The sequence below is a fragment of the Leptospira kanakyensis genome, from assembly GCF_004769235.1.
Taxonomy (GTDB): domain Bacteria; phylum Spirochaetota; class Leptospiria; order Leptospirales; family Leptospiraceae; genus Leptospira_A; species Leptospira_A kanakyensis.
In genome coordinates, this window is sequence record NZ_RQFG01000018.1 from 268533 (window position 1) to 289161 (window position 20629).

At 38.2% G+C, this 20629-nt stretch carries 14 protein-coding genes; 10 read left to right on the plus strand and 4 right to left on the minus strand.

The window, feature by feature from the left end:
* The first annotated feature begins 111 nt into the window (after positions 1-111).
* The 5 genes from EHQ16_RS13705 to gatB all read left to right on the plus strand — a co-directional run bounded on the left by EHQ16_RS13705 (position 112) and on the right by gatB (position 8736).
* Entirely contained in the window at positions 112-2226 is a 2115-nt protein-coding gene (locus EHQ16_RS13705) for an adenylate/guanylate cyclase domain-containing protein (RefSeq protein WP_135633557.1), read from the plus strand.
* Positions 2214-4358 carry an adenylate/guanylate cyclase domain-containing protein gene (locus tag EHQ16_RS13710; protein ID WP_135633555.1) on the plus strand — a complete coding sequence of 715 codons (2145 nt, stop codon included), beginning with the start codon at positions 2214-2216 and terminating at the stop codon, positions 4356-4358. Before EHQ16_RS13705 ends, EHQ16_RS13710 begins: the two co-directional genes overlap by 13 nt.
* Before the next feature lie 85 nt (positions 4359-4443).
* Complete coding sequence (locus EHQ16_RS13715; protein ID WP_135633553.1) at positions 4444-5919, plus strand: aldehyde dehydrogenase family protein; 1476 nt, start codon at positions 4444-4446, stop codon at positions 5917-5919.
* Positions 5920-6109: 190 nt separating this feature from the next.
* Positions 6110-7213: a bacteriohemerythrin gene (locus EHQ16_RS13720; RefSeq protein ID WP_135633551.1), complete on the plus strand. Its 1104-nt coding sequence runs from the start codon at positions 6110-6112 to the stop codon at positions 7211-7213.
* A gap of 59 nt (positions 7214-7272) precedes the next feature.
* Positions 7273-8736, plus strand: coding sequence for an Asp-tRNA(Asn)/Glu-tRNA(Gln) amidotransferase subunit GatB (gene gatB, locus EHQ16_RS13725; RefSeq protein ID WP_135633549.1), 1464 nt, complete (start codon positions 7273-7275; stop codon positions 8734-8736).
* On the opposite strand, the gene EHQ16_RS13730 is transcribed toward gatB, so the two are convergent.
* The 3 genes from EHQ16_RS13730 to cobT are packed head-to-tail and all read right to left on the minus strand — an operon-like array spanning position 8733 to position 11195.
* A complete protein-coding gene (locus tag EHQ16_RS13730) occupies positions 8733-9326 on the minus strand; it encodes a histidine phosphatase family protein (RefSeq protein ID WP_135633547.1) in 594 nt (197 codons plus the stop codon). The genes gatB and EHQ16_RS13730 overlap by 4 nt on opposite strands.
* Complete coding sequence (locus EHQ16_RS13735; protein ID WP_135633545.1) at positions 9311-10132, minus strand: adenosylcobinamide-GDP ribazoletransferase; 822 nt, start codon at positions 10130-10132, stop codon at positions 9311-9313. The genes EHQ16_RS13730 and EHQ16_RS13735 overlap by 16 nt, the downstream gene beginning before the upstream one ends.
* Positions 10133-10139: 7 nt before the next feature.
* Positions 10140-11195: a nicotinate-nucleotide--dimethylbenzimidazole phosphoribosyltransferase gene (gene cobT, locus EHQ16_RS13740; protein ID WP_135633543.1), complete on the minus strand. Its 1056-nt coding sequence runs from the start codon at positions 11193-11195 to the stop codon at positions 10140-10142.
* A gap of 162 nt (positions 11196-11357) precedes the next feature.
* On the opposite strand from cobT, the gene dnaE reads away from it, so the two are divergent.
* The 3 genes from dnaE (at position 11358) to EHQ16_RS13755 (ending at position 17961) form a co-directional block, all read left to right on the plus strand.
* Entirely contained in the window at positions 11358-14855 is a 3498-nt protein-coding gene (gene dnaE / locus EHQ16_RS13745) for a DNA polymerase III subunit alpha (RefSeq protein ID WP_135633646.1), read from the plus strand.
* A 5-nt stretch (positions 14856-14860) separates the two neighbouring features.
* Positions 14861-15961 carry a helix-turn-helix domain-containing protein gene (locus EHQ16_RS13750; protein WP_135633541.1) on the plus strand — a complete coding sequence of 367 codons (1101 nt, stop codon included), beginning with the start codon at positions 14861-14863 and terminating at the stop codon, positions 15959-15961.
* A gap of 89 nt (positions 15962-16050) precedes the next feature.
* On the plus strand, positions 16051-17961 hold the full coding sequence (locus EHQ16_RS13755; RefSeq protein ID WP_135633539.1) for an AMP-dependent synthetase/ligase: 1911 nt from the start codon (positions 16051-16053) through the stop codon (positions 17959-17961).
* Between the two features lie 38 nt (positions 17962-17999).
* On the opposite strand, the gene EHQ16_RS13760 is transcribed toward EHQ16_RS13755, so the two are convergent.
* On the minus strand, positions 18000-18914 hold the full coding sequence (locus EHQ16_RS13760) for a M23 family metallopeptidase (protein ID WP_135633537.1): 915 nt from the start codon (positions 18912-18914) through the stop codon (positions 18000-18002).
* A gap of 45 nt (positions 18915-18959) precedes the next feature.
* On the opposite strand from EHQ16_RS13760, the gene EHQ16_RS13765 reads away from it, so the two are divergent.
* Positions 18960-19877, plus strand: coding sequence for a sigma-70 family RNA polymerase sigma factor (locus EHQ16_RS13765; protein WP_135633535.1), 918 nt, complete (start codon positions 18960-18962; stop codon positions 19875-19877).
* Positions 19878-19912: 35 nt separating this feature from the next.
* A complete protein-coding gene (locus tag EHQ16_RS13770; RefSeq protein WP_135633534.1) occupies positions 19913-20623 on the plus strand; it encodes a hypothetical protein in 711 nt (236 codons plus the stop codon).
* The last annotated feature ends 6 nt before the right edge of the window (positions 20624-20629 follow it).

Sequence of the window (20629 nt, forward strand, 5' to 3'; positions counted from 1 at the left end):
AAGAGACATAATAGCTAAACATTGCGGTCGTACAAACCAAAAAATATTATTTTTTTAATTTCGAAAACTTCCTTTCCAAATTCTTGTCCTCCAAGTCTCTGAAGGTTAGGGATGACCCGTCAGAAACTAATCTATCTTCTCATCGCCATTTTGGTAACGGGTTGTCGCATGGTGACTCCCTCCCCCCAAATCCATTCGGGAGAATTGGATCTGCAGACTTTTCCTTTTGAGTCGGGTGGAGCTATGGAACTCCAGGGGGATTGGAAATTTTTCCCTAACCAGTTTGGAGTTCCAGAAGACGAAGTCCCTTCTTCTCATCTCCCTGTCCCCGCCCTTTGGAATCAAGTTCCCTTGCGATCGGGGTTTCCTGATGGGAAAGGATATGGGACTTACGTTTTGGATATCAAACTTCCGGAAGAAAGTCAGATATATTCGGTTTATATGCCTGAGGTGCGAACTTCATTTAAATTGATGGCAGGTAACAGGAGTTTGATGTCTGGTGTTCCTGGTGTCAGTAAAGAAACAACAACACCAAGCGCTTGGGGCCAAAGTTTTACAATTGCCGCTAAGAACCATTTACAGATCCGAATTGAGGTCAGCAATTTTCATCACAAAGAAGGTGGCCTTCCCAATGCACCTATCTTCGGTTTAGCGGAAGGTGTTCAGAATTATATTTTGGCACAGAGTACTGTGGATTTAGCTTTAACTGGCGCTATATTCATGTTTGGGTTATATCATTTTATTTTATTTTTCTATCGAAACAAACAAAGGGAAGCTTTCTATTTTGGATTTTTCTGTTTAGTGTTTGCCGTTAGGATTCCTTTTATTGGAAGTAAAACCATTTATGCGATGTTTCCAGATATCCCTTGGGATTTGGTTATCTATGTTGAGTATGCTTCCGTTTTTGTTTTGGGGATTTTGTTTTTATGGTTTGTGGACGGATTATTTCCTCGTTTCCTAGACACCAAACTCATTCTATATTTTAGCGCCTACGTACAGTTTATGTTAGTTTATGGATTAATCATTAAACCAGAAACATACACTCAGTTCGAAGTTGTATTTCAGGTATTAGGTGTGGTTTATGCTGTGTTTTTGGGAATTCGGTTGTATCAGATGGTGGTCAAAGGATTACCTGATGCAGGAATTTTCTTTTTAGGATATCTGGTTTTATTTTTTGGTTTTGTTTATGATGTTATCCTCGCGTATCGTGGAGAAGGGGATTCTACTTTATCGCAAATTGCTGTATTTTTGTTCTTTGGTGTTCAATCAACTATTGTTACACTTCGTACGGCAAGAACCTTCCGCAGAAAAATTTCTTTAAAGGATGAATTTGAGTCCATCAATGAAGAATTTATTTTAACCAATCGTTTTTATGCTAAATTCATTCCACGTGACTTTTTGACACATCTTGGTAAAGAAAGCATCGAAGAAGTTCGGTTAGGTGATAGTAGCGAAAGGGAAATGACTGTTTTGTTTGCAGATATTTGGGAATATTGGGATATTATTTATTCAATTCCTCTAGAGAACCGAATGTTATTTACCAATTCTTATTTAGGCCGGATTGGTCCTTGTGTTCGTAAAAATAATGGTTTTATCGATAAATACATTGGAAGCGCCATTATGGCTCTGTTTGATGGAGGAATTCAAAATTCCATCAAAGCTGCCGAAGACATCCAGTGGGAATTGGAAAAATACAACGAACGTAGAAGATCGTTTGGATACTTACCACTCCATGCCGGTATCGGAATTCACTCGGGAGATACCATGCTTGGAATTTTGGGAGAAGAAGAAAGGCTTGAATCTACGGTCATTGCTGACACAGTCAATCTTTCTAGCCGTATCCAAGGTTTAACTAAAAAATATGGTGCGAGGATTCTTGTAAGTCTCACCTCGCTTATGTTACACGAAGATTTGGATACAATTCCTTATCGGATTTTAGATTTTGTTCGAGTGAAAGGAAAACAAGAGACTGTGATGATCGCAGAAGTTCTAATTCCTGATATTGATCCGATATCTAATAAAAAAATAGAAAACAAAGACCAATTTGAAGCTGCAATTTTTGATTATGAACGAGCAGACTTTGTTTCCGCATTAGAAAAATTCAGAGCTGTATTTGCCGATAACCCAGATGATTTGGCTGCGCAAATTTATGTAGAACGATGCGAATATCACCAAACTGCTGGTGTGGGTGAAGATTGGGATGGGGTTTCTGCATGGGAAAAATAATAAGAACCATTCCATTTGTTTTATTCCTTTTTCTTTCTTCTGTTTTGTTTTTTTCCTGTACATCGAACTCCTCACCGGAAGCGGTCAAAGGGTATCTCGAACTTCCTCTTGAATATGTAAAAGAAAATAAAAAACTTTCTACTGGTGGTGAATGGGAATTTTATTGGGAAGAAATTTATGGGGAAAGTTTATTTGAAAAAATAAATAATCCTAACAAAACTTATGTTAAGGTTCCTTCGTCTTGGAACTCCTACCGGCCCGAGGGGGAAGGTGGTGATGGTTTTGCCGTATTTCGCCTAACGTTTAAAGTACCAGATATAAAAATTCGGTATTACCTCCGAGTCCAACCAGCAACTAGTTCTTATGAGCTCTATGTCAATCGGCAAAAAATAGCAAGTTCAGGAAAGGTAGGAACTGACGAACTTAAGTCCGTTCCCAAATACCAAATTCAATACGTATCCTTCCAACCAGAAACTGAGGAACAAGAAATACTGTTTGTGATTAGTAATTTTCATCATGCTCGTGGTGGATATAGGAAACCAATTGAAATTGGAACTAAAGAGGTCATCCAAAACCAATCTCTTATTTATTCTGCTGGTGAAGTATTTGTTTTTGGGGCAATGCTCACTATGGCATTATACCAACTCACTGTGTTTTTCTTTCGAAGAGAGGAAAAAAGCTCCCTGTTCTTTGCTTTGTTTTGTTTGTTCACAGGTTTACGATTAGTAGTTCTTGATAACTTTTATATCATGTATGCATTCCCTGATTTTTCTTGGCATTGGATGCAGGTATTGGATTATACATCGGCACCACTTCTTGTATGTTTTTTCTTAGGATACTTAAAGAGTTTATTCCCTGGAAGATCGGAAGTTCCCAAGTGGATGTTGTACTCTTGTTGGAGTATCACGGCTTGTTTTGTATCCTTTGTTATTTTGACAGAGCCAAAACTATTTACAAAAACAAATATTTTTTCACAAGTTTTAATCCTCTTTTTTAGTGTTTGTTCCTTCTATGTGATTTTAAAGATCTATCGCCAGAGGAAAAAGGATAGTAGTTTGGTTTTTTATGGATCACTTCTGCTAATGCTTGGATCCACCCATGATTTGATGGCAGGAAATTATTGGTTCCAATCCCAACCTTTAATGCCATTTTCGTTATTTATTTTCTTTTTGTTTCAAAGTATTCTCCTCGCAAGAAGGAATGCAAGGTTTTACTCATCAATGGATACCTTAACCACTGAACTGATAGAAGTAAATAATCGGTTAGATGCATCTAACCAAGTTTATGCGAAATTTGTACCTTTGCGACTCATTCAATTATTTTCTAAAGAATCAAAATCAAAAGTTAAACGTGGGGATTTTATTGTAAAACAGATGTCTGTATTGTCATCTGATATCAGAGATTTTACGGCTATCTCTGAAACTTTAAGTCCTGAAGAAACCTTTTTATTTTTAAACGATTATTTGCGTCAAGTTGGACCAACGATCCGGTCACACAATGGGTTTATTGAAAAATATGTTGGGGACGCAATTTTTGCTTTGTTTGAAAAACAACCTGAAGATGCCATTTCCGCGGCGATAGAAATGCACAAAATGATTGCAAGGTGGAATTTGGAGTCAAAACCTCATCGGGTTGGGGACATCCAAATCGGTGTGGGCATCCATTTTGGTGAGTTGATGCTCGGTATTATTGGTGAAGAACAGAGGATTGAATCAGCAGTTTTATCTGACTCTATGGGAGTTGCCAATTCATTGGAGTCGATGACAAAAAAATATGGTGCCAAAATCATCATTAGTTTGGATGCGTTACTTGAATTACAACATCCAGATTCCTATCCACATAGAATTTTAGATTTTATTAAAATTCCAGCCAAACAAAAGTTAATTGGGATTGCTCAAGTTCTAGTGGAAGGTGTGGAAGAGTCTTTTGGTTTAAAATTAAAAACCAAAGAACAATTTGAAGAAAGTGTGAATTTGTTTTGGGACGGAGAGTTTGTAAAAGCGGGTGTGGGTTTTCGTTCTGTCCTCGGAATCGACCCTTCAGACAAGGCGGCAAAATTGTATTTAGAAAGAACGGAAGTTTATGCACAAAATGGGCCTCCCCCCGGGTTTGGTAAGGGGTTTTTGGCATAAAAAAGACATAGATTCGCCCCGTATTCTGAAAAAGTTCTTGAACTTCCTCTCTAAATGAACGAGAGTCAGTAATACGGAGATTCCCATGACCCAAGCCACTCTAACACAAGCCCCAACTTCGGGAAAGGCTGTGATCCAAACAAAAAGTTTTACTCCATCCGATATTGATCGTATTTTCAAGGCGCAAAAGAAAAAGGCTTTGGAACTTCGTTTGTCGAATTTCAAAACAAGAATCACAAAACTCAAACAACTAAAGGCAGTTGTTCTCAAATACCAAAAAGAAATCCAAACGGCTCTGCATTCCGATTTTAAAAAATCAGCCGGAGAAGTGGACATTACTGAAATCCTTCCTACCATTGCAGAAATCAATGATGCCATCCGTCATGTGAAACATTGGATGCGGCCTAAGAACGTAATGACTCCTCCCACCTTACTTGGAGCTACAAGTCGCATCGTATATGAACCTAAGGGAGTTTGCCTTATCATTGCTCCGTGGAATTATCCTTTCCACCTAGCAATTGCTCCACTTGCGGCTGCGATTGCTGCTGGAAATACGATTATGTTAAAACCTTCTGAGTTTACACCGCACACTGCTGATGTCATTAAAGCAATGTTAAGTGAAGTTTTTGCTGAAGACGAAGTGGCAGTTTTTGAAGGTGATGTATCTGTTGCTACGGCATTACTCGAAGTTCCTTTTGATCATATCTTTTTTACTGGTTCCACTCCAGTTGGTAAAATTGTTATGACTGCTGCTGCAAAAAATCTAACTAGCGTCACTTTAGAGTTAGGTGGCAAGTCACCATCTATCGTTGCGGAAGATGCTGATTTAAAAGTGGCTGCCGAAAGAATCATGTGGGGAAAATTTCTGAACGCAGGACAAACCTGTGTGGCACCGGATTATCTTCTGATTCCAGAATCAAAAGTAGAAGAATTTGTTAAAAATGCCAAGGAAACAACTGAAAGTTTTTTTAAATCCAAACCAGAAAACTTTACTGCGAGCCCAGACTTTTGTCGTATCGTAAACGCTAAAAATTTCAGCAGAGTATCTTCTTATGTTGATGATGCAGTGAAAAAAGGCGCAAAAATTGCTTATGGTGGAGAAGTAAGAAGTTCTGATAATTTCATTTCACCAACCATCCTTACAAACGTTTCTTTAGACGCACGTATTATGGAAGATGAAATTTTTGGACCACTCCTTCCGATTGTGACTTACAAAACTTTGGATGAAGCCATCCAGATCATCAATGAGAGACCAAAACCATTGGCTTTGTATATTTTCACCAAAAAAAGAAGTACATCCAAATATGTGATCAAAAGAACAAGTTCTGGTGGAACTGTTATCAATGACGTCATCCTTCACTTGGTAAATTCAAATCTTCCATTTGGTGGAGTGAATCATTCAGGTCATGGTAGTTATCACGGACTTTTTGGATTCAAAACTTTTTCACATGAAAGATCTGTTTTACAAACTCCTAAGGCATCTATCGCAAAACTAATGTATCCACCTTACTCTAGTTTTGTGAGATTTATTGTGAAGTTTACAACTAAATTCTTCGTTTAGTTTTTATTCACTAGAGAAAACAAACACTCCCTGGGTAAAACCAAAGAGTGTTTTGTTAATTTTGCTACAAATTTATCGCTCTTTCTATCCAATCCTACCTATACTTGTTTTTTAGAAATTACTGATAAATATCAATTCCTAAATTGATTCTAATTCGTGACACCATCGTGATGACTATTTTTCTGGGATTATGCAGAAGGATTACTCCGCGCATTTCGATTCCTTAAGAATCACTTGGTTAAGTGAACCATTCCATCTCGGAATCCCTATCATTGACTTACAACATGTTTGGTTGGTTCATATTATCTTGGAATTGGAAGAAACGATCGTGGAATCTGAAAAAGATGGATCCGATGTGGATGTTCATTCTTCCTTTCGAAAGGCATTGGACTATGTTGCGGAACATTTTACCTTAGAAGAAGATATTTTAGAGCATTTTAACTATCCAAAATACAAAGAACATGTTCAGGGGCATCGCCAATTTGTAGAACGATTAACTGAAAAATATTACGAAGCAAAAAATAATCAAATGGCAGCTTTGGGTATTCTACAAATCCTAAAAAAATGGTTATTTCAACATATCTTACATGATGACACCGATTATGCTGAATTTTTTAAAGCAAGTGGTATTGATTTAAAATCTTACTGTAATGAAATATTAAAATCTGGTAAATATCCAATTTCCAAAGAACAACTTTTGATATACCAAAATATTGTGCAAGTGGATACAACTCACATCAATTTACATGAACAATCCATTGATATCATTCAGGAAATTAGAAACATTTGGAAAACATATAATTTGTCTACGGGAATTCCTATCATTGACTTACAACATGTTTGGCTTTTAAAAATGATTGTTGAGTTGGACAACTCGTTGAAGTTAGGTGATGGTTCCAGTGAAACTTTCCATCGGGTGATAGCCGCCGCCATCGAATACACAAAAGACCATTTTAGTGTAGAAGACAAAATCATGAGATACTTTCGATATACGGATGTGGTGCAACATATGAACCAACACAAACGTTTTATCGAATTTATCAAAATGAGAAATGATGAATTCAAATTAGGAAATCCGCGCGCCGGTTTGCATTTGGTGCAAGACCTTAGGAATTGGCTTTTGTCTCATATTGCCCTAGAGGATAAAAAAATTGGAATTGCCTTTGAGGCCCGTGTGCGGGATCTTTCTGAGTTTACTAAAAAACTGCACCAAACTGGCGAAATCAGCATTTCTCGGGAGCAAAAAAACCTCTATAAATTGGTCATGCAATCTGCCCCAGACCCTCTCGATTGATTTCCCTCGGAAATTGAATTGCCAGGTTCATTTTCCGGGAAAATCCTGTTATCAAACCCATGGAATACGAAGTCATCATCGGTCTGGAAGTTCACGTCCAGCTCAACACTCTATCAAAAATATTTTCCACAGCTACAAATGAATTCGGTGGTAGCCCCAACACTCATATTTCTACACTTTGTGTCGCTTTGCCCGGCACCTTGCCAGTGTTAAATGAAGTCGTTTTAGAAAAAGCAGTGCGTGCAGGAGTGGCCCTTGGATGTGAAATCACAAGGTTTACAAAATTTGATCGTAAAAATTATTTTTACCCGGACTTACCAAAAGGTTATCAGATTTCTCAGTTTGATAAACCCTATGCAACACAAGGTGGAGTTTATATCAAATTAAAAGGGGAAACAGAAGAAAAATTCATTCCCCTCACAAGAATTCATATGGAAGAAGATGCTGGAAAACTAATCCACTCTCATGATCCATCAATCAATCGTTCCTATGTAGATTACAACCGTGCAGGAACACCTCTGATCGAAATTGTATCGGAACCAGACATTCGTTCCTCCGATGAAGCTTATGTTTATTTGAACGAACTCAAAACAATCTTAAGATACATTCAAGTTTCTGATTGTAATATGGAAGAAGGATCCCTTCGTTGTGATGCAAACGTTTCCATCCGACCTAAAGGGGAAAAAGGATTTCGCACTCGTGTAGAAATTAAAAACCTAAACTCTTTTAAAGCAGTAAAACAAGCGATAGACTATGAAATCGAATGGCAAAAGGATATGTATTCTCGTGGAGAAACATTCCGCCAAATGACAAAACTTTGGGATGCCACTCTACTTAAAACCATTCCTATGCGTTCCAAAGAAATGAGTCACGATTATCGTTATTTTCCAGAACCAGATCTTCCAACCATTCAAATTGCTGATTCCTTTATTGAAGACATTCGTAAATCATTGCCGGAACTTCCTAGACAAAAAAAGGAAAGATACAAAACGGAACTAGGTTTACCAGATTATGATGCGGAAGTGCTCACCAGCGAACGCGAAATAGCCGAATATTTTGAACAAGCTCTCCTTGTTTCTGAAGATGCCAAAAAAACATCCAACTGGGTGAAAGATGAAATTCTTGGAATCGTAAACAAAGAAAATATTTCGATCCAAGAATTTGCCATTGATCCATTGCGCATTGGTAAACTTGTAAAACTCATTAATTCAGGTGAGATTACAGGAAAAATTGCAAAAACTATCTTTGAAGATATGTTAACTTCCAAAGACCAACCAGAGACCATTGTGGAAACAAAAGGTTTGAAAGTAGTTCGTGATGACAAAGCACTGGAAGAAATTGTAATCCGTGTGATTGAATCACAACCAGAATCGGTGGAAGGTTGGAAAAACGGAAAAGACCGAGTTCTCGGTGCCATCGTTGGTGGTGTGATGAAAGAAACGAAAGGGAAAGCCGATCCAAAACTTGTAAACGATTTGATCCTAACAAAATTAGGTCCACTCGGAGAGAAAAAGAAAGTTTAATCTAGTTCTAGTTTGTGGACAGAACCAAAGTCCACAGGTGATTTGAAGGCTTCTGCGTAAGGGATTCCGTGTTGTTTGCAAAGAGCAGCTCGGATTGTCCCTGAGTGACAAACAACAATCAGTGAGTTTAAGGATTTGTTGTTTGTTTTTTCCCAATTGATCCTCAAGGTTCCATCTTTTGTCCAATCCTTGACAAAAGAATCCATTCGAAAGATAAGATCAGTAAAAGCTTCTCCACCGGGAGTTTTTGCATGTACAAAGTCTTTCATCCAAGGGACTGTTTCTTTTCTTGGAATTTCTTCCCAAAGTTTTCCATCCCAATCTCCAAAATTCATTTCCCACAAACGTTCGTCAGTTGGAATTAGTGAATGATCTGTTGGTGAAAAATTGTATTTGGATAATAACGCCGCAGAAAGTTTGAGAGCTCTCGGTGCTGGACTGGAAAGGAAAAGGTCAAATGTAGATGGTAAATAAGAAAATGTGGAATCAGCTGTATCCTCTACAGGATATTTGAGAGGAAAGTCAGTACGACCGTAACAAGTTCCTTTCGGAGCAGTGGTCTCTGGGTGGCGAATTAAATAGAGATCCATAAAAATACTCCTGAAACCCAAATACAAGTTTCTACTACTTGTTGGACTGCTCCCAAACAATCTCCGGTAAATCCACCAATCCAACGTTTCATGAGTGAATACAAATAATACAAACAAGGAAGGATGAGGGCTAAACTTAGTAAAAATTTTGGATAAAGGTAGGTAAGAACAAAAAAAGGAATTCCACCAGAAAGACTTGCGAAGAAAGTTTGTGGCCAGGTGATTTCCTTTGCCATTGGTTTCGCATAACCTTCTTCTTTGGCATAGGGGAGTAATCTCATCATGAGAACCGAAAAAAAACGGCTAAGACTATGAGCAGAGATAAAATATAACCAAACCGAAATTAGTTGGTTTTGTTTTCCAAATGAAATCTGATCCCAATGAATTTTTATATTTTGGAGTGAATCAGAGGCACCTAAAATTTTTAGAACGAGTAGAAGGGAAATTCCTGCGGCTCCAAAACTCCCTACACGACTATCTTTCATGATTCTCAGTATGTCTTCTCGTTTCCAACCACCGCCAATTCCATCACAAAAATCAGAAAACCCATCTTCATGAAATGCTCCAGTTAGGATTAACAAAAATCCAAGGGACAATACAAAGGAAACGGAAGGCCCGAGGAATGTATGAAAAATGGTGAAAACGATCCATTGTAAGGATCCGAGTAGGATACCAACGGACGGCGAATACTTAATTGATTTATGTAACCATTCTTCTTTAAAACCAATCCATTTGGGCGAAGGAATTCTCGAAAGAAAAGATAAACAAACAAAGAATAGGCGAATTTCTGTTACGATTGTTTGCATAGATAAATTATTTTGAATCCGTATTACTTACTCCGGCATCGGCAAAGGATGCCATTTCGTTTAGAAATTTTACACTTAGTTCAATGAGTGGATACGCGGCGAGTGCACCACTTCCTTCTCCTAAACGAAGGTTGAGTCTAAGGAGTGGTCTTTGTTTCCAATGATCCAATACGACAGTATGCCCTTCTTCTTCGGATAGGTGGGAAAAAATGGCATAGTCTTTGACAGTTGGGTTTAGTGCAAAAGCAATTGCAAATGCGGCTGTGGAAATAAAACCATCGACTACAAAAGTTTTTCTATGTGCTGCTGCTCCGATCATAGCCCCGGACATCATACCAATTTCAAAACCACCAAATTCAGAAAGTATTTCTAATGGATCTTTTAGTTTTCCAGTTCTATTGAATGCTTCAGAAAGAATTTTAAATTTATTTTCTTTTCCGCTGTTATTGAGTCCAGTTCCCCTTCCAACAAGTTTTCTAAGTGGAATGTCTGTTAAATGCGATAAGATGAGAGATGCTGAAGATGTGTTGCCAATCCCCATTTCACCAAATAAAAATATATTGGTTGATTCGTATTTTGTTTCGTTTATGAGTTCTACACCACTTAAAATTGTCTCTTTAGCTTCTTCCAATGACATCGCTTTTGATTTTAAAAAGTTGGAAGTTCCTTTTCGGATTTTTCTTTCGGTTGGTTTTGGCGCATTCCCTTCCCAATCATGATCCACTCCCGCATCCACAACTTCCATATCGATATGACTGTGTTTGGCGAAGACATTCGCACAGGCTCCACCTGATAAAAAATTTAACACCATCTGCCAGGTAACATCTTTTGGGTATAAAGAAACTGGTTCTTCTGTGATTCCATGGTCTCCGGCAAAAAGGATGAGCTTTGGATTTTTTAACTCTGGGGAAGTGGTGTTTTGGATTTCCGCTAGTTGTAAGGCAAGGGTTTCCAAATCACCTAAGGAACCCAAAGGTTTGGTTTTGTTGTCTATTTTATTGCGGATGGACTTTCGCAAAACATCAGTTACAGGAGAAATGGAAGGTAGGGAAAATGGTGACATAAACAAAACCAATCTAAAAGAACCAGTATCGACTTCCATCGTTTTTGGGCTTGGACGGGACAGGGAGGTTTGGGAATTGGCAATTTGGGCCGAAAAAAACCGAAATTCTATCCTTGGGGCGCTTTACGTAGGAAGCCATTGGAGTTACTATGTCACCAAGCCATGGAAGATTTCGCCCACCTTCACTTACATACTACCTATTCCATGCTCGACGGAGCCATACGGATCAGCGATCTCATGAAACGTGTGAAGGAACTTGGCATGAGTTCTGTCGCCATTACAGACCATGGGAACATGTATGGGGCCATTGAATTCTACAAAGAGGCCGTCAAACATGATGTTAAACCCATTATTGGTTGTGAGTTTTATGTAACTCCTTCCAGAAGTGCCGAAACAGAGTTAGATGAAATTGCAGACGGTGGTGCTTATCATATCATCTTACTTTGTAAAAACGAAACGGGTTACAGAAACATCATCAAATTAGCAAGTCGATCCTTTACGGAAGGTTTTTATCGCAAACCAAGGATTGATTACGATTTATTAGAACGACATAGTGAAGGTCTTGTTTGTTTGACTGCTTGTCTTGCCGGAGAAGTCAACCGAAAGATCTTAGAAGGCAAAGAAGATAAAGCGTATGCGTTAGCTGGTAAATTACATGAAATTTTTCGCAAAGAAGATTTTTATTTAGAAATCCAAGACCATGGAATTCCGGAACAACGAACTGTGGCTGAAGCGGTTATGGGATTTTCCAAACGAACTGGAATTCCACTCGTTCTTACCAACGACTCTCACTTTTTAACAAAAGATGATAGAGAAGCGCAAGATATCTTACTTCGCATCGGTATGCGTAAAAACATCGATGATGAAATGCGATTTGGATTTAATGATAATTTTTATGTAAAATCTCCCGCTGAAATGATCGGACTTTTCCCTGATCATACAGATGCATTTTATAATACCTTAGCCATTCGAGATAAATGTTCTCTTAACTTTCAATTTGGAAATCCCTTATTACCTCCTTTTGAAGTACCAGCAGGTTTTGATACCGATAGTTATTTAGAAAAACTGGTGTGGGAAGGAATCAAAGAAAAATACCAAGAGATCACTCCTATTGTAAAAGAAAGAACAGAGTATGAGATGCAGACGATTCGAAATATGCATTTTGCCGGATACTTTCTCATTGTTCAGGATTATATTAACTTTGCAAGAAGAGCTGGAATCCCAGTGGGCCCAGGACGAGGTTCTGCTGCAGGATCAATCATTGCATACGCGCTTGGAATTACAAACGTAGATCCCATTCGTTATAACTTGCTTTTTGAAAGATTTCTCAATCCTGATAGAAAGGATATGCCCGATATTGATACGGATTTTTGTGTAGAAAGACGAGAAGAAGTAATTAATTACATCAAACATCGGTATGGTGAGAACCGTGTGGGACAAATCATCACCTTTGGATCTCTTGCTGCAAAAGCGGCGATCAAAGACGTGGCTCGAGTATTTAATGTTCCATTTTCAGAAGTAAACGAGATGAGTAAATTGTTTCCCAAAAAATTGGGAATTACCATCCAGGAAGCTGTTGATACATCCAAAGATCTTAAAGACATTGCCGAAAAATCTGATATAAACAAAAAAGTTTTTTATATTGCTCAGAAGTTAGAGGGTAACTACCGTCAGGTGGGAAGGCATGCTGCAGGTGTTGTGATTGCACCAACGGCCCTCGAAGAAATTGTTCCATTGTCCACGGTCAGTGAACCTGGTAGAGATGGTCGTTCCATTGTCACTCAGTACGATAAAAATATGTCGGAACAAGTGGGACTGATCAAAATGGATATTTTAGGTTTAAAAAACTTAACTACCATCCATCATGCAACCAAACTCATCGAAAAACGTCATGGGATCTTACTTGATTTAGATAAAATTCCGCTCGATGATCCGGCCACATTTAGTTTGTTACGAAAGGCAAATGTACTTGGGATATTCCAGTTGGATTCTTCTTCTGGAATTCGTGATCTTTTTGCCAAAGCACAAGTACAAAAATTTGAAGAGATTGCCGCCTTGCTTGCGTTATATCGTCCAGGTCCAATGGGATCGGGGATGTTGGATGACTATTTAGATCGTAAAAACGGGAAAAAGAAAGTTGTTTTTCCGCATGAAAGTTTAGCAGAAGTTTTGGGCGAAACCTACGGAGTGGTTGTTTACCAAGAGCAGGTAATGGGTATTTCACGAATTATGGGTGGATACTCGGTGGGAGATTCGGATGTTCTTCGTAAGGCGATGGCCAAAAAAGACAAATCTAAACTTCCAGCATTAAAAGAGAAGTTTGTGAAAGGTGCGATCGAAAAAAAGATCAACGAAAAACTTGCCATAGAACTTTTTGAACAGTTAGAAAAATTTGGTGAGTATGGATTTAATAAATCTCACTCAGTGGCTTATGCATTTGTCACTTACCAAACTGCTTTTTTAAAAGCCAATTATTCTATTGAATACTTAACAGCTCTATTATCTGGAGATCATTCAAAAATCACCGATGTTGTGAAATACATCAACAACGCTAAGGAAATGGGGATACGCATTTTAGGACCTGATGTCAAAGAATCAGGAATCTCTTTTGAAATCACTGATGATAAAACCGTAAGATTTGGTTTGTCCTCTATCAAAGGTGTGGGAGAACTTGCTGCTGAAAATATCATTTCCAATCGAAAATCCATCGGTGGGTACAAACAACTTGGTGACTTCACCAAAAAATTGGATACAAGACTTGCTAACAAAAAAGTACTCGAGTCCCTTGCGCAAGGTGGTGCTTTCGATTCCTTTGGTTATACACGAAAAACAGTTTTTGAATCTACTGATATCATTCTAAGTTACTCTAATAAAAAACAGGCGGAAGAAAAAGAAGGCCAGTTTTCTTTGTTTGGTGGTGCCAATGGCGGAGGGGAAGAGGAACTGAATCTTCCAAAAGATGGACTTGAGTGGAATGGTGATGAGTTACTCAAAAGAGAAAAGGAAACAACTGGACTTTATTTGTCAGGCCACCCCCTAGATAAATTTACAGAACAATTAAAAACTCTAAAACCGACTACCATAGAAAACTTAGAAGAGGTTCGTCCCAAATCAAAGGTAGAAATCGCTGGAGTTCTTTCTAAAAAAGTAGTCAAACTCACTAAGAAAAAAGAAGAGTTTGTGAACTTTATGTTGGAAGACCAAACCGGCGAAATTGAGTGTGTGGCTTTTCCTAAAACTTATGCCGAATTCAAACATTTATTCACAGAAGACAATACAGTTTTTATCAGAGGGATTTTAGAACGCCTAGATGCCGACGAATCAGAGTTAAAAGGTCAGATCATTGTCAATAAACTCGAGGAACTAAATTCGGTTACCATCGAAAAGAAAATGGAAAAAACACTCCATTTAACAATCAACATGATGGATGAAAAAAATAGAGATGTGATTTTGAAATTACAAGATGTTCTTTCCGTACATCGTGGTGCGTCTTCTGTGTTCTTCCATCTGATTGGAAATGGGGATGAAAAAAAAGTCATTCGTGCTCATGATCATTTTTCGATAGATATTACTCCTGATCTGATGAAGATGTTAACCGACATACTTGGAAAAGGAACAGTTCGTTATACCGTTGGTGAAGAAGTAAGAGTTTACGGATAAAAATTGTGGAGGGTAACTCTATATCCTTAAACTTACTACTCGAGTTTCTTTGGATGGGATCTGGCTCTGTATTTTGTTTGATCTGGTCACTTTCTAATTTAATTCAAAATCGAAAGGTATCTGGATTTGTCTGGTCTTTTATTCTATTTTCCACTGGGCTATGGTTACTCACCGGCGCATTTATGTTCACCGGGTTTTATAAATACTTTCCATCCATTACACTTGTTCATATTCCCTTTGTATTTCTATCTTCTACATTACTCTATTTGTATTTAGAATATTTGTTTTTGGAAAAACAAATTCAAATTAAGATTTATCATTTTTTTCCGGCAATCATCGCAATTTTCTTTTTGATTCCATTTTATTCAGAATCGGATCCGAAACGATTGGAGTTTTTAGAACAATTGACCCAAACAGAATATGGGTCTGTGATCGTTGGTTTGAATTTTGGAATTAAACTTTCTATCTTGTTTTCCGTAGGATTATTTCTTTTGAAAGAATGGATACCAAATGTTAGGTTGTCTGTTTTCTTTTCTAAAAAAGCAATTTATTCTCTAATATTCATTCTTCTCATTTGGATTGATCTTTTGTTAGGAAGTATTGGATTCACTTTTCAAATTCCTTTTTTTCGTAAACTCAGTGCTTATCTGCTTCCGGTTTTAATGTATTTCTATTACTTTACCCGCGAACTTTGGACACCCTTTGTATCCGATGTTCGTGATAGCATCCAAAGAAATAAATATGAAAAATCTAAATTGGTGTCGGTTCAATTAGAAACGATTGACCAAAGATTGTATGAACTAATGCGAGAAAAAGTGTATTGTGATGAAGACTTAAGCCTTTCCAAATTAGCAGAGATGGCAGAAGTCAAACCTGGTCAACTTTCGGAATACTTTCACAAACGATATGGGTTTGGATTTTATCAATACATCAATCAATATAGGATCGATGAGGCAAAACGTTTGTTATTGGAATCAGAAGAGAGATCGATTCTCTCCATTGCCGATTCTGTTGGTTTTAATTCTAAGTCAACTTTCAACCGTGTATTTTTGGAAACTGTTGGAGCCACACCAACGGAGTTTCGTAAACAATCAAAACTTAGTTAAACTGATTTAAATTCTAAGTCTCAAAGAATTCGCCAAGACGACAGACTTAAAATTCTTAATTAAAATGGTTTTCGTAACGAGGAAATTCAATGCGAACCATGATTGATTTTTATTTAGATCTTCCGGCAAAATTCGGGCACAAAAATGCTTTTGCGACCCGAACCGGTGCCGGTGTTTATCAGTTCAAAACTTACAACAATTTACTTTCCGATGCAAAAGATTTGGCTTTTGGTCTACAAGGGAGTTTGTCCGAAAGAGAAAAAGTAGCTATATTTGCTGACAATGCTTATGAGTGGATACAGACAAGTATTGCAGTCACATTACTTGGAGCTGTTGATGTTCCTCGTGCCTCCGATGTCACGGATCATGACATATTATATATTTTGAATCATTCTGAATCGAAAGTTTTATTTGTAGAGAATGAAACCGTTTTCAAAAAAGTAATTCGTTTGGAATCGGAACTTGAATTTCTAAAAGAAATTGTAATCATTTATCCTCCAAAAGATGGAAACAAAGAAATGAGTTCCAGAAAAATTAAAATATCCACCTTATTGGAGTTAACTTCAAAAGGAAAAGAACTTAGAAAGGCCGATCCATCGGATCAATTTTTTCTAAATCATACAATCAAAGAATCTGATCTGTTTACCATGATTTATACTTCAGGAACCACTGGTACACCTAAAGGTGTGATGTTGACACAAGGAAACATTCTTTTCCAATTAAAAAATCTTCCGCTGAATTTACAGAAAGGAGATCGAATTTTATCGATACTACCGGTTTGGCATATTTTTGAGAGGATATTTGAAATCTTTAGTTTGTACTATGGAGCTTGTACTTACTATAGTAGTGTTCGCACCTTAAAAGAAGATTTAAAGTTTGTGAAACCAAATTTTATGGCTTCGGCACCGCGGCTTTGGGAAAGTATTTATTCAGGAATTTTAGGAACACTGGCAAAATCATCGGTGGTAAAACAAAAGATGTTTCAAATTGCAATGTTCTTTGCCAAAAGATTTTTTGTTTCGAGACAAATCATTACTGGAAATGTTTTGGACATCCATCCGGTTGTCTTTTGGAAACAAACCATTCGTTTTGTTTACCATCTGTATCGATTCTTTTTAGTGAGTGTTCCTCATTTGGTTTTTGATTTTTTAGTTTTATCAAAAATTCGAAAAGCAACAGGTGGGGAACTTCGTGGATCTTGTTCCGGTGGGGGAGCACTGCCATACCATGTGGATGAATTTTTTAATACCATTGGAATTCCTGTTTTAGAAGGGTATGGGATGACTGAAACGGCACCTGTGCTTGCTATGCGGACATTTGAAGAAATCATTCCTGGTTCTGTCGGAAGGGTTTTTCCAAAAACTAATTTAAGGCTTGTGGATCTTCATACAGGAGAAGTTTTTTTAGATACTGAAGTTGGTAAATTTGTATTTGGAAGAAAGGGTGAAATCCATGTAAAGGGAAAACAAATTATGGCAGGTTATTACAAAAACCCAGATGCCACAAATAAAGTTTTGGTGGATGGATGGCTAAATACAGGTGACTTGGGTATTTTTACAGCAAACCATAACCTTCGAATTGTAGGACGTTCGAAAGAAACCATTGTTTTGTTAGGTGGTGAAAATGTGGAACCAGTCCCAATTGAATCCAAAATTTTGGAGTCTGAATGGATTGACCAATGTATGGTGGTAGGCCAAGACCAAAAGTATTTGAGTGTTCTTGTATATCCAAACATCACCCGCTTTGAGGAACCACTAGCGGGAGAGTTTTGGAATCAGAAAGAGGTGATTCAAAAAATTGAATCCGAAATCAAAACAAAAGTAAATTCACAAACTGGATTCAAATCGTTTGAAAGGGTTGTGGGTCTTGTGGTTTTACCAAAACCATTTGAAGTGGGTGATGAATTGACGGCAAAACTTTCTTTAAAAAGACATGTGATCACTGACAAATACAAAGCAGAGATATCTAAATTGTATACCAATCAGTCAGTAACAAGTTAATTTGTTTTAATCTGGGGTTGTAATCAATTAGTGGGGGATTAATTTCCTCCACTAATCCTTGTAATGTTGATGCTAAAACTTCTTTCTGATTCTTTTCCACTAAAATCTTTGGTTTGTACTTTGATGGTATTTTCTCCTGCTTTTAAATTCAGAATGCCTACCAAATAACGATCTTTAAAAAACAAATCATCAAAACTATGTCCCTCTTTGGTTTTCCATTTACCTTCTTCAAACCGTAACGAGGAAAAGTTGGCTTGTTTGTAAGCCTCTCCATTGAAGAGAAATTTTACATCTTTCACACCGCGGCGTTGGCTATTTTTAACACCACCGTCAATGATACTGACCGTAAGAGGAAAGGCCTTGGAAACATTGATATTGTCGCCATCATTTAAATTTGTAAAGTTTTCACCTACGTGAATGAAGAGATTGGCAATTTGTGGAGGCATCGTGTCTTCTACCGCAGGGAGATAGGCCAAAGGATCTAGAAGGGTTTTTCCATAGTCCTTTCCTAAAACAAAATGTAAGTGGCCCCCAGTCGAATGGCCTGTGTTTCCAGAGATTCCAATGGTATCACCAGCAGATATCTGTTTGCCGGTTCTTACTGTCTCATTCCTAGTGCCCCCAAGATGGTAATAACCACTCACATAACCGCTTTTATGTGCCACCCAGACAATATTTCCCGAACCTCTCTCCTCTTCAAAGGGATCATCTTCCGCATAACGGGAGTATAGAATGAAACCCTGGCTCATACTTTTGACGGGTTGTAAAACCGAAGAAATATCCAGACCATTGTGAAAATGATCCTTTCTTGATTCCCCAAAAGTACTCGTGATGAGAGCTGGCAAATCCAAACCCTGGATGGGCCAAACGAACTCGGGTTTTGTTTCGGATACAGGTTCTTCTGCGAAAATAAAACTTGCCAAGAGACCGAAGACTACAACAATACTTCTCATGTTTAGAGAAGTCTCGCAGCAGGTTCCTTTTTAGGAAAGTAGATAATGAAACTGACTTCTCATACCAACGAAGAAATTTTAGAAATTGTTAAGGCCTGCGGTGCTGGTGACCAAAAGTCGCTACAAACGTTTTTTGACATCTATTCACAAGATATTTATAATTTCCCCATCCGTGTTTTCCACTTAAGCGAGGACGATGCATCCGATTATTATATTTATGCATTCGAACGCCTAAAAACCGGGAAACGGTTCAAAAGTTTTGTGGGAAAATCCAGCTTCAAAACTTGGTTTTTTTCAGTTCTCAGAAATTTACTCATCGATTGGCAGCGCACAAAACGAGAAGTCAAAACCCAAACTGTATCCAAAGTCAATAAAGATGGGAAAGAATACAGCACCATCGAAGACGAACCGGACAAAAGGTCAGAAGCGCTGGCTTTGGCAGTGGATGTTTCCGACCAATTTAATTCGGTATTATCCACAATCAAAATTGAGAACCGTGTGGTGTTCAAACTGTCCTTTGTTTATTACCTCCATTTGGATCCGGAAGAGATCCGATTCATTGCGGAGAAAACAAATCGTTCGGATGAAGAAATCCGCATCGAAGTTCTCAGGCTCCGTGAGGAACTTTCTAGCCGCGAAGAAGAAAACTTAAAGATGGAAGATAAAATCACTTCTTTGTATTTGAATATTCTGGATTTGAAGGAACAAAAAAAATCCAAAGCCCAGGGAGATTCCGTAGAAGCACTATATTATAAAGAACGATTGGACCATGCATTGGCCAAAAAGTATGAGCAAAGGAAGAAACTCATCGAGAAAAAACAAAAAGGGCACTTCCTTGTCCGCACCCCTTACCGCGAAATTGCCCGAATCTTAGGGATTTCCGAGGGTGGGGTCAGTGTCACCTTGCTCCGAGTTCTGGAAAAAATGCAAAAAAAAATGCATTCGATGGCTGGAGAGGCGTAATTTCCTTCGTCTTAATTTACAGGGTGGAATTTGACATGGAAAATCAGGGATTTAACGCAAACGTTCTGGAATTAGCTAGAGGGCTTTTTGCCCGAGGTGAATTTCCGAGTGAGGATGAGTTGCAAAGTCATCCTGATTTACTAGAGGCTTTTTTATTTTGTGAAGAGGCATTCTTTGCAAACCTACGTGGGGAAACGGTAGCCAACCACTCCTTCGCCGAGACTTGGGACTTAGCCAAGGCTGAACTAACCTTAAAACAATCTCCCGTTGCCTTACCGGAATTTTTAAAAGAATACACTCGTAAAAACCTAACTCTTCCTGAAAAAAAAGACAGCCTCATCGTTCGTCTCACACAGTCGGGGATTCGGGTGATCGATAGTTTGGTGGAATCCTTACAAATCAAAGAAAGTTTTGAATTTGCTCCTTCGATGCGGTCTGCCTCTGCTGAGGTGCGTTCTGGGGATGCCAATTCCGTTATCTTTGAGGAAACCACTAGCGAAGACCAAAAGTTCTATTACCAAATCGTCAAAGAAAACCAAGGAGAGGTCTATCTTTCTGTCAAAGCAGAGGGATCCCCCGCTTTCCAACAGGTCAACTTACGACGAGAAGGAAGGTTCATTTTGTCCAGCAAAATCAATTTAGAAGGCAGTGCTAGTTTTTCGGGTTTAGTCCCTGGTAGTTACACCATAGAGTTTGTAGGATCTGGCCAATCAAAATCGTTTGACTTGTCTATCCTCGTTGGATAGGTTCAT

Bases quoted from the DNA above. Each gene is read 5' to 3' on its own strand.
- EHQ16_RS13705 (WP_135633557.1), top strand. From the start codon at position 112: ATGACCCGTCAGAAACTAATCTATCTTCTCATCGCCATTTTGGTAACG.
- EHQ16_RS13770 (WP_135633534.1), top strand. From the start codon at position 19,913: ATGGAAAATCAGGGATTTAACGCAAACGTTCTGGAATTAGCTAGAGGG.
- gatB (WP_135633549.1), top strand. From the start codon at position 7,273: ATGGAATACGAAGTCATCATCGGTCTGGAAGTTCACGTCCAGCTCAAC.
- cobT (WP_135633543.1), bottom strand. From the start codon at position 11,195: ATGTCACCATTTTCCCTACCTTCCATTTCTCCTGTAACTGATGTTTTG.
- EHQ16_RS13715 (WP_135633553.1), top strand. From the start codon at position 4,444: ATGACCCAAGCCACTCTAACACAAGCCCCAACTTCGGGAAAGGCTGTG.
- dnaE (WP_135633646.1), top strand. From the start codon at position 11,358: ATGGAAGATTTCGCCCACCTTCACTTACATACTACCTATTCCATGCTC.
- EHQ16_RS13765 (WP_135633535.1), top strand. From the start codon at position 18,960: ATGAAACTGACTTCTCATACCAACGAAGAAATTTTAGAAATTGTTAAG.
- EHQ16_RS13720 (WP_135633551.1), top strand. From the start codon at position 6,110: ATGCAGAAGGATTACTCCGCGCATTTCGATTCCTTAAGAATCACTTGG.
- EHQ16_RS13735 (WP_135633545.1), bottom strand. From the start codon at position 10,132: ATGCAAACAATCGTAACAGAAATTCGCCTATTCTTTGTTTGTTTATCT.
- EHQ16_RS13730 (WP_135633547.1), bottom strand. From the start codon at position 9,326: ATGGATCTCTATTTAATTCGCCACCCAGAGACCACTGCTCCGAAAGGA.
- EHQ16_RS13755 (WP_135633539.1), top strand. From the start codon at position 16,051: ATGCGAACCATGATTGATTTTTATTTAGATCTTCCGGCAAAATTCGGG.
- EHQ16_RS13760 (WP_135633537.1), bottom strand. From the start codon at position 18,914: ATGAGAAGTATTGTTGTAGTCTTCGGTCTCTTGGCAAGTTTTATTTTC.
- EHQ16_RS13710 (WP_135633555.1), top strand. From the start codon at position 2,214: ATGGGAAAAATAATAAGAACCATTCCATTTGTTTTATTCCTTTTTCTT.